Here is a 7,708-nt window from a genome sequence, read left to right as displayed (position 1 = left end):
AACCAAATCCTTTGCCAGACATAGTAGTTGGTATATTTGATACAGGAATTTTAGCAGGGTTTGAGGGTTGTGAGGGGGAGCGATCGCCATGCATCCTCTAAGAACGGCGCACTTCAACTGCCTTGGCTGCTGACTGCTTGCCTGTTTTCAACTTATCAAGAATATTTTCATGTATTGCTGAATAATCTGGTCTGACTTACTGTACAAGAGAAACAGTCTCTTATTTCGGAATAGCAACTGCCTGCACTCGCTTTGGTTTACTGTTTTTTAGTTAATGTGTCAGTTTAATTATTGTCCACTCAGTAAATACAACAAGCTTTGGGCTAAAATTACGTTCTAGTGTGTGCAATTATCCAAATATCCAAATTTTAGATAATATTTCTATTGTCTAAAATCAGAAATACGAGGAATTAGTGAGCGCACTGAAATTTGGTTATTCACCAATCGTAAGATTTTAGAGGGTACTACCATGCAAAACATTTTAAAACGCGCATTCCTACCTGGCTTGATGGCTGCTACTTTAGCTGGTACTAGCTTAATCCCGGTTCAACCTGCTTCTGCTGATGACCGAGTTATTAATAATGCAGCCATTGGAGCTGGAGCTGGTGTATTAAGTGGGGTTGTAACAAATTGTGGTTCGGTATTAGACAATGCTTTTAAAGGTGCTGCTGCTGGTGCTGCTGTTAATGCTGCCAATGGTGCAAGAAGCACCAGAGCCAGAAGAAGAAACGGACGTTTACCTGTTCAAGATATCGGTGTAGGTGCTGGTGCTGGTGTATTGGCAGGTGCAATTTCTGGTGGTTGTAGAACTACCTGGAAAAATGGTGTCAATGGTGCTGCTGCTGGTGCTGCTGTTAATTTATTAGATAAAAGACCCAGAAGAAGATAATCTGTCATTGATAACTCGTCATTTAGTCACCCAGCACGAATTATCCATAAAAAACCTTCAGGCGCAGAACGAACATAGCACCTTGCAGTACTCTTTAACCAAGTTGATTTATCCCTGGTCTTGTATTTAAGGGACTTGCATTCCGCGTTGCACAGATGGACGTTGCTGCACTATCTCCACCCAGCGTTTAAGATTTGGGTAATTGTCGAGTGTTAAACCCTGAAATTCATAAATTGCTACCCACGGATAAGTAGCAATATCAGCAATAGAATAGTCACCACAGATAAATTCATTGGATTGCAGTTGTTTATCTAGGACACCATAAATACGTAAAGTTTCCTTTTCGTAACGTTCGATGGCATAGGGAATTTTTTCGGGTGCAAAGCGTTTAAAGTGGTTAAGTTGTCCAAACATTGGCCCGACTCCTCCCATTTGGAACATCAGCCACTGTAGTACTTGAAAACGGCTTTTTTGTTCAGTAGGTAAGAGTTTACCTGTTTTTTCGGCCAGGTAAATTAGAATTGCACCCGATTCAAAAACTTTAATTCCAGTTTCTTGGTCAACAATGGCGGGAATTTTACTATTGGGATTGATAGCGATATATTCAGGTGTAAATTGCTGTTGAGTAGTAATGTCAATTTTGTGGACATTGTAGGGCAATTCGACTTCTTCCAGCATGACGGAAGCTTTGCGTCCATTGGGCGTGGTAAAGGTGTAGAGATCAATCATCTGCTGCTATCCCAAAATCTTGGCATTTTCCGATGGTAGTGTAGCTTTGATTGAGAAATTAGGGTATTAGCCGATAGAGAGATAAAAGCAATACTATTTGAGCCAGGAGGTAAAAACATTACTATGCCTAACATTTACGCTTTCAATAAACCACTCATCAGCACCACAGAGGGTTGACCCGGATTTCTCACCACACCTCTAAAAGCCTGCGCTTGTGCTCTTGAGCAATGATCTAGCTGTTTGTTCAAAAAATTCAGATGCACTTGGGGCATCTTCCAAGTTCTCGTTTTCCCGTAACCTACGGATTGATGCGACACCGAATAGCCCGCCGCAGGCATCGCTAATCTCGTGAACCTGCTGACACTCCTGGGGCAGATAGTTGAAGGACTTCAGGTGTTGCAACCCAATGGTGTACTCCCCATCCCACAGATAGAAAGCATTACATCAATTCAATCCCAAATTTCCCATTGCTTTCCACAAATTAGGTCGTCGCTTATGCTGGACTTTCCATTGGGACAACAAACTATCATAATTCTGCGGTGCTAACTCCTTCAAGGCAGACATCCATTGTGCATTTTTCGTATAATCCGAGCTTTGAGACGAGTCCGGTCTGGGTACAAAGTTATGTAAATTTGCTTGCCAATAAGCCATCACTCTTTCCCATAAATCGGGGGGTGCATATTCTTGGAGATACGTTCTCCTAGAAATATCATCCCGTGTCGATAGTTGGTTTGGTAAAATCACAACCTCATAAAACTTAGGATAGGGGGATTTTCCCTGATACTTTATCTCGATCAAATCTTTTGTTAACAAATGTATTACACTATATTCCCCACCCAGTTGTCCTTCATCTCCAGGTAAATTCTCCAACCACTCGATAATTTGTCGCCTAAACCAAGTATGTCCTTTTTCCTCAGTTGTAATACTATCGAGCAACCAATGCAACCACCAAGTATCTACGGGTTTTTGATTTGTATAAAAATATGAATATCTTTGTGGTGTACCAAGTTTTATTATCGATTCACGCCAAGATATAAACAAGGCTTCCTGAGTATCTTTATTAACTGGTATCTCAGCAAAAGCTTTGAACATACTCGACCAGTCATAACAACATTCAAAAGTAATATGCTGAATTGACAAAGCATTCACCCGTTCGATTTCTCCCAATTCTCGAACAGCTTGCTGATAATAGCGAAGTAAAGTTTTTTCCTTTTCCCAATTCCCAGGAGCGTAAGAAAATCCACTCACAGCAACAAATAGCAGCGAGTTTTCCGGTGTCCAGGGATTCAAGTCAGGTTTGTTTTTTAATAACGCATCCAAAGTCTCTTGAATCACTGTGAGACTTTCTCTATATTCCTGTTTAGCCAACAAATCTTCAATTACAGGTAAACCATTTTCCCATTCCTGGGAAATAGTAGCCCGGAGATTGTTCAAATATATCTCTGGGGTTGCAAATTGACGTAGCACTTCCATGTAAAACAGATGCCAATAAGAAAAAGTATTCTTTAGGTCATATTTCCACAGAGAACTATCTCGTTCGGCAGTCATCCCAGCTAAAACCAGTTTCTTTTGCTCGTCGGGTAAATCTGAAAAGAAATCGATAACAGCATCATCATCTAAACTAATGTGGAAAAGTTTTTCTTCCCACTCTCTTATTTGTTTAGCCAATTTGAAAGCATCTTGCCCTTGTTTTTGTACTCCCAACCATTCCCATTTCAACAAGCAATGGGTTATGGTTGGTTGCAAATTAATCCCATCACGAATTTCCATCCAGTCGGCTATACCGTCGGAGATTTCGCTTTCTGCTTCTAATAGATTGGCGGCAAAGCCATGAGCGTAACTAAAACTATTTGTAAAAGCCATTTCCAGCAGTGGTTTCATCTTTTGTGCAACTGCTTCTAAATCTTCAACCAAAGCACAATCATCAAAGTAGGGTTCTTCCCAGCTTTCCTCTTGTACTATGTATTTTCCCTCTGACTGGGAGGCTTCGGTAACAATTTCATTCCATTCTCCCCATAGCTCTGACCACGTTTGAGCTAATTTCGCTAAAGAAGTTGCTTGTCTTTTGGTTGTTTTTGCCTGTTCACCTGTTTGCGATGGAGCGATTATTTGAATCAAAGTTGTGTGGGTATCTGCTTCAAGTTGAGCAAAAGCCGTTTGGCGCTGTTCATCAGATAAAATAGCAAATAAACTATCGAGTAGTTGGGAAATTTCAGCTTCGGTTAGTCCTTGCAAAATACACGAACCAAGAGAACTTTGTACTTTGACATTATCCCTATAAAAGATTTGATTCTTTTTTGGCATCTTGATAAGCCCTCTTTTGTAGTAACTGTTATAGGTTAAATTCAATTATCCTGATATTAGGCAAGTAGTGTAAATTTAATCATGACCATAAGCATAGCCATCGCAGAAAAAATTACTACCCTTCGCCAAGTCGAGGAAAAACTGGGGTTAAGACTAAGTGGTGATAGTCAATTTTTTACCGAATGAATGGCAGATTTACCAGCTTTAAGTGAAGCAGAGCAGACAAGATTAGAACAAGTTCGACAAAACTATCTCTACCAAATCTCAGATGGAAGTCTTTTAGAAGAAACTGTCAAAATGGTCGTGCTGTCACCATTACTTGAACTTGCAGGTTTCTATCAAGCACCCTACAGATTTAAAACCGAGGTATCCGTTGATATTGTTGCACAAGGAGATAATGATGAGATTTTACGGGGCAGAATTGATGTTTTAGTTCTGCAAGCTAAATTATGGATTGTGCTAATTGAGTCCAAAAAGACGACTTTTGATTTAGAATTAGCGATTCCCCAGACATTAGCTTACATGGCGATTCATCCCAACCCAGAACAACCTCTGTATGGCATGATTGCCAATGGTAGCAGCTATTTATTTGTCAAAACCTTGGGTCAACAATATGGTATTTCCGATCTCTTTGCAACCCGATCGCAATATCTTAACAATTTATCTGGAGTTTTAAGAATCCTTAAGCATTTGGGTAGAATTATTACAGAATCTTAAGTTATTTACATAGTTTCTTTGTTGCATTAGTTTCTAATTTCCGACTCCATAACCCTCACCAGTTTTTCTTCCAAAGCAATTAAATATGTGGAAACTGCCAGCAGAATAAATAGTTAGGTTTCGCAAACTCACTGGATAGAAGATTGTGGCAAACTACACTAAAGCTATCTTTGAGGAGAATTCATGAAAGCGGTTGTATGTACAGAGTATGGATCTCCTGATGTTATGCAGCTTAAGGAGGTAGAGAAACCTACCCCCAAAGAAAACGAAGTGCTGATTAAAATATATGCGACAACAGTAACGTCAGCAGATATACGTATCCGAAAGGCTGACCCATTCCCGATAAGATTTTTCTACGGTTTCACAAGACCTAAAAACAACACGATATTAGGGTCGGAGCTAGCCGGAGAAATTGAAGCAGTTGGTAAAAATGTAAAACAATTCAAAGCAGGTGACACAGTATTTGCTGGTGCAGGAATCAGTCTTGGTGCCAATGCCGAGTACATTTGTCTGCCTGAAGAAGGAGCGGTGGCGATCAAGCCTACTAATATGACCTATGAGGAAGCTGCTACCATTCCTTTTGGGGCAACAACCTCATTGATTTTCCTGAGAGATAAGGGAAAGATTCAGAGCGGACAGGAAGTTTTGATCTATGGGGCTTCTGGAGCGTTAGGTATGGCTGCCGTGCAGCTTGCCAAGTTCTTTGGCGCACAAGTGACTGGGGTATGTAGCACCGCGAAGTTGGAATTAGTGAAGTCTCTGGGGGCTGACAATGTTATTGACTACACCAAAGGGGATTTTACTCAAAGCGGTAAGACCTACGATATTATTTTTGACACAAGTGGCAAAAGTCCATTTTCAGGTTGTCTAAGCTTGTTAAAAAGCAATGGACTCTATCTCAGAGCAGTTCACATAAATCTATCCCCGATACTCCGAGGGCTGTGGACTTCAATCACAAGCAGCAAGAAAGTAATAGGTGGGGTAGCAATTGAGCGTAAAGAGGATCTGATTTTTCTCAAAGAGTTAATTGAGATGGGAAGGATGAAGTCGGTCATAGATAGGTGTTATCCACTAGAACAGACTGCCGAGGCTCACAGGTACGTCGAACAAGGACACAAGAAAGGAAATGTAGTCATTACTGTGGAGCAAAGCAACAAAACCTAACAACGTCCATGCACACCGACCGCCGAAAGTTGATCGGTTATGATGCAGAGGTTATCTGCGGCCGGTGATGGGCAGCGTTAGGCAGCCTCGCCATGTCTAATGATAATTTGTCAAGAGCAAGAGTTTGGCAGACTTCCCCGATTTGGTAGGTGTTTAGTACTACTTTTGTCCTTTCAATTATGCGCTGCACTACATCTTACTTATAAGACGCTGAACTTGGACAGATACATCAGGAAACTTTAGGGGTGAAATAGTACCTGTAGTTAATGTCAGTTCGGTTTCTCAATTATGAGAATTTTATACTGTGCGTTTATCTGCTTCTACCCAAGTAATTCAGCAGTTGTTGCTTCTAGTTATGGGAGCAATGCGATTTTGTGAGATGACTCCACCTGGAGAGCGATCGCTAATAACCTCTTACGTATACACTAAACATTTAATATAATGACCTGAGTAATATTCGTTAGAAGACATAACCTATGCTAAAAACGAGGTTTCGGTAAATTGTTGCGACTATAAAAAAGGTAAAATTTCCTTTCAAGAATAGTTTTGAAATAGGAAATATCTACTTTTATGGAGAAAAACATATATGCAAATCTAAATTTTGCCGATTCATTATCAGATTTTAAAGAGGATGTGACGAAACTTTTAGAGTTGAAAAATATCGAGGAATGGTCTGGAAGAATAGTTAAAGAAAGAGAAGAAACAATTAGACAAGCTGCGTTAGTTTTAGCGGGTCAATGTATCGCCATATTATTGCATAAGCTTTCTCAATCAGAGTCAGCTCATAAAACAGCAATTAATCAAACCAAAGGATGGTGGCATACCGATACACAAAGACACGGTTATACGAAGAGAGAAATATTAACCGTAGGTAATGTTGTAGTAACTCTCAAACTACCATACGTTGTTCAAACAAAAGAAAAAAAAGCGAAGAATAAATCTACTAATGTTGGATTCTGTCCCTTGTTAAAATGGTTAGGAATGTCAGAAGGCTTGACCCCATTAGTTTGGTCAGATATTGCAAAATATGGTGCCATAGCTAGTTCTTTTGAAGCTGCACATACAATTCTGGGCGATTGGGGAATTAATATTAGTCTTAAACGAATTGAACGATTGACATATAAATTTGGTCAAATCGGCATTGATTTACGTCAAACTAAAATATCTAACTTGCAACAAGGCAAATTACCTGATGGGAATATACTTAAAGACCAAAGAGTTGTAATTGCTGTAGATGGTGGCAGGAGTAGAATTAGGATTAATAAAAAAGGTAGAAAAAATCCCAAAACAAACAAGCATGGCTTTATAGGGGAATGGGTTGAGCCAAAATTATTAACAATTTATGTGGTTGATGAACAGGGTAAAAAAGTTAAAAATGGCGAAATAAAGATTGTAAATGATGGCACTTATGAAGACTATAAAGGCTTTTTACCAATTTTAGAAATGCATCTGATTAGTTTGGGAATTAGTCAAGCAAAACAAGTTTTATTAATTGCTGACGGAGCGGAATGGATTTGGAAACATATTCCTCCTCTTTTAAAGAAATTGAAATCTCCTGATGCGACTTATCAATTATTTGATTTTTACCATGTTACTGAGCGACTACATAAATTTGCTGATGTCGCTTTTAGTGATGAGAAGGAGCGGAATAATTGGTTTAAAAAAGCACGTAGAACTTTAAAAAAAAGTAATGCCATTACCATAATTAGACAGATGGATGAATTTATCTTTGAAGCCACGGGAGAGCGTTGTAAAACTATGGTCATACAGAGAAATTACCTTTTACGTGCCTATCGTGAAAGACGTTTAAATTACGCTAAGATACTAGACCAAAAACTACCAATAGGTAGTGGGGCAATTGAGAGTTTAATCCGTCAAGTTGTCAACTTAAGAATCAAGGGTAAT

Annotated in this window: 8 protein-coding genes; 5 read left to right on the top strand and 3 right to left on the bottom strand. The window is 39.5% G+C overall.

The genetic code is table 11. The features are described from left to right. The first annotated feature begins 469 nt into the window (after window positions 1-469). Entirely contained in the window at window positions 470-889 is a 420-nt protein-coding gene (locus ACWATR_RS38105; protein ID WP_460344989.1) for a hypothetical protein, read from the top strand. Window positions 890-1,015: 126 nt separating this feature from the next. Here ACWATR_RS38105 and ACWATR_RS38100 read toward each other — a convergent pair whose 3' ends face one another. From ACWATR_RS38100 to ACWATR_RS38090, 3 genes are all read right to left on the bottom strand, one after another. Then, window positions 1,016-1,618 carry a glutathione S-transferase N-terminal domain-containing protein gene (locus ACWATR_RS38100; protein WP_460344986.1) on the bottom strand — a complete coding sequence of 201 codons (603 nt, stop codon included), beginning with the start codon at window positions 1,616-1,618 and terminating at the stop codon, window positions 1,016-1,018. 134 nt (window positions 1,619-1,752) lie between these two features. Next, the gene (locus ACWATR_RS38095; protein WP_460344983.1) at window positions 1,753-1,956 is read right to left on the bottom strand and encodes a hypothetical protein; all 204 of its coding nucleotides are present in this window, start codon (window positions 1,954-1,956) and stop codon (window positions 1,753-1,755) included. A gap of 106 nt (window positions 1,957-2,062) precedes the next feature. Then, a complete protein-coding gene (locus ACWATR_RS38090) occupies window positions 2,063-3,922 on the bottom strand; it encodes a hypothetical protein (RefSeq protein WP_460344980.1) in 1,860 nt (619 codons plus the stop codon). Window positions 3,923-4,108: 186 nt separating this feature from the next. On the opposite strand from ACWATR_RS38090, the gene ACWATR_RS38085 reads away from it, so the two are divergent. The 4 genes from ACWATR_RS38085 to ACWATR_RS38070 form a co-directional block, all read left to right on the top strand. Then, entirely contained in the window at window positions 4,109-4,639 is a 531-nt protein-coding gene (locus ACWATR_RS38085; protein WP_460344977.1) for a type I restriction endonuclease, read from the top strand. Window positions 4,640-4,822: 183 nt separating this feature from the next. Next, entirely contained in the window at window positions 4,823-5,803 is a 981-nt protein-coding gene (locus ACWATR_RS38080) for an NAD(P)-dependent alcohol dehydrogenase (RefSeq protein WP_460344974.1), read from the top strand. A gap of 304 nt (window positions 5,804-6,107) precedes the next feature. After that, the gene (locus ACWATR_RS38075; protein WP_460344971.1) at window positions 6,108-6,245 is read left to right on the top strand and encodes a hypothetical protein; all 138 of its coding nucleotides are present in this window, start codon (window positions 6,108-6,110) and stop codon (window positions 6,243-6,245) included. A 128-nt stretch (window positions 6,246-6,373) separates the two neighbouring features. After that, the coding region (locus ACWATR_RS38070; protein WP_460344968.1) for an ISLre2-like element ISCst1 family transposase at window positions 6,374-7,708 on the top strand (1,335 nt) is incomplete at its 3' end.

This window comes from Nostoc sp. UIC 10890 (genome assembly GCF_054786515.1).
Note: the sequence above shows the minus strand (reverse complement) of the source record. Positions and strands in the feature narration are given on the sequence as shown.

What these genes read in the sequence shown, in the direction of transcription:
- ACWATR_RS38080 (WP_460344974.1), top strand. Translation starts at nt 4,823, where the DNA reads ATGAAAGCGGTTGTATGTACAGAGTATGGATCTCCTGATGTTATGCAG.
- ACWATR_RS38105 (WP_460344989.1), top strand. Translation starts at nt 470, where the DNA reads ATGCAAAACATTTTAAAACGCGCATTCCTACCTGGCTTGATGGCTGCT.
- ACWATR_RS38095 (WP_460344983.1), bottom strand. Translation starts at nt 1,956, where the DNA reads ATGCCTGCGGCGGGCTATTCGGTGTCGCATCAATCCGTAGGTTACGGG.
- ACWATR_RS38090 (WP_460344980.1), bottom strand. Translation starts at nt 3,922, where the DNA reads ATGCCAAAAAAGAATCAAATCTTTTATAGGGATAATGTCAAAGTACAA.
- ACWATR_RS38085 (WP_460344977.1), top strand. Translation starts at nt 4,109, where the DNA reads ATGGCAGATTTACCAGCTTTAAGTGAAGCAGAGCAGACAAGATTAGAA.
- ACWATR_RS38100 (WP_460344986.1), bottom strand. Translation starts at nt 1,618, where the DNA reads ATGATTGATCTCTACACCTTTACCACGCCCAATGGACGCAAAGCTTCC.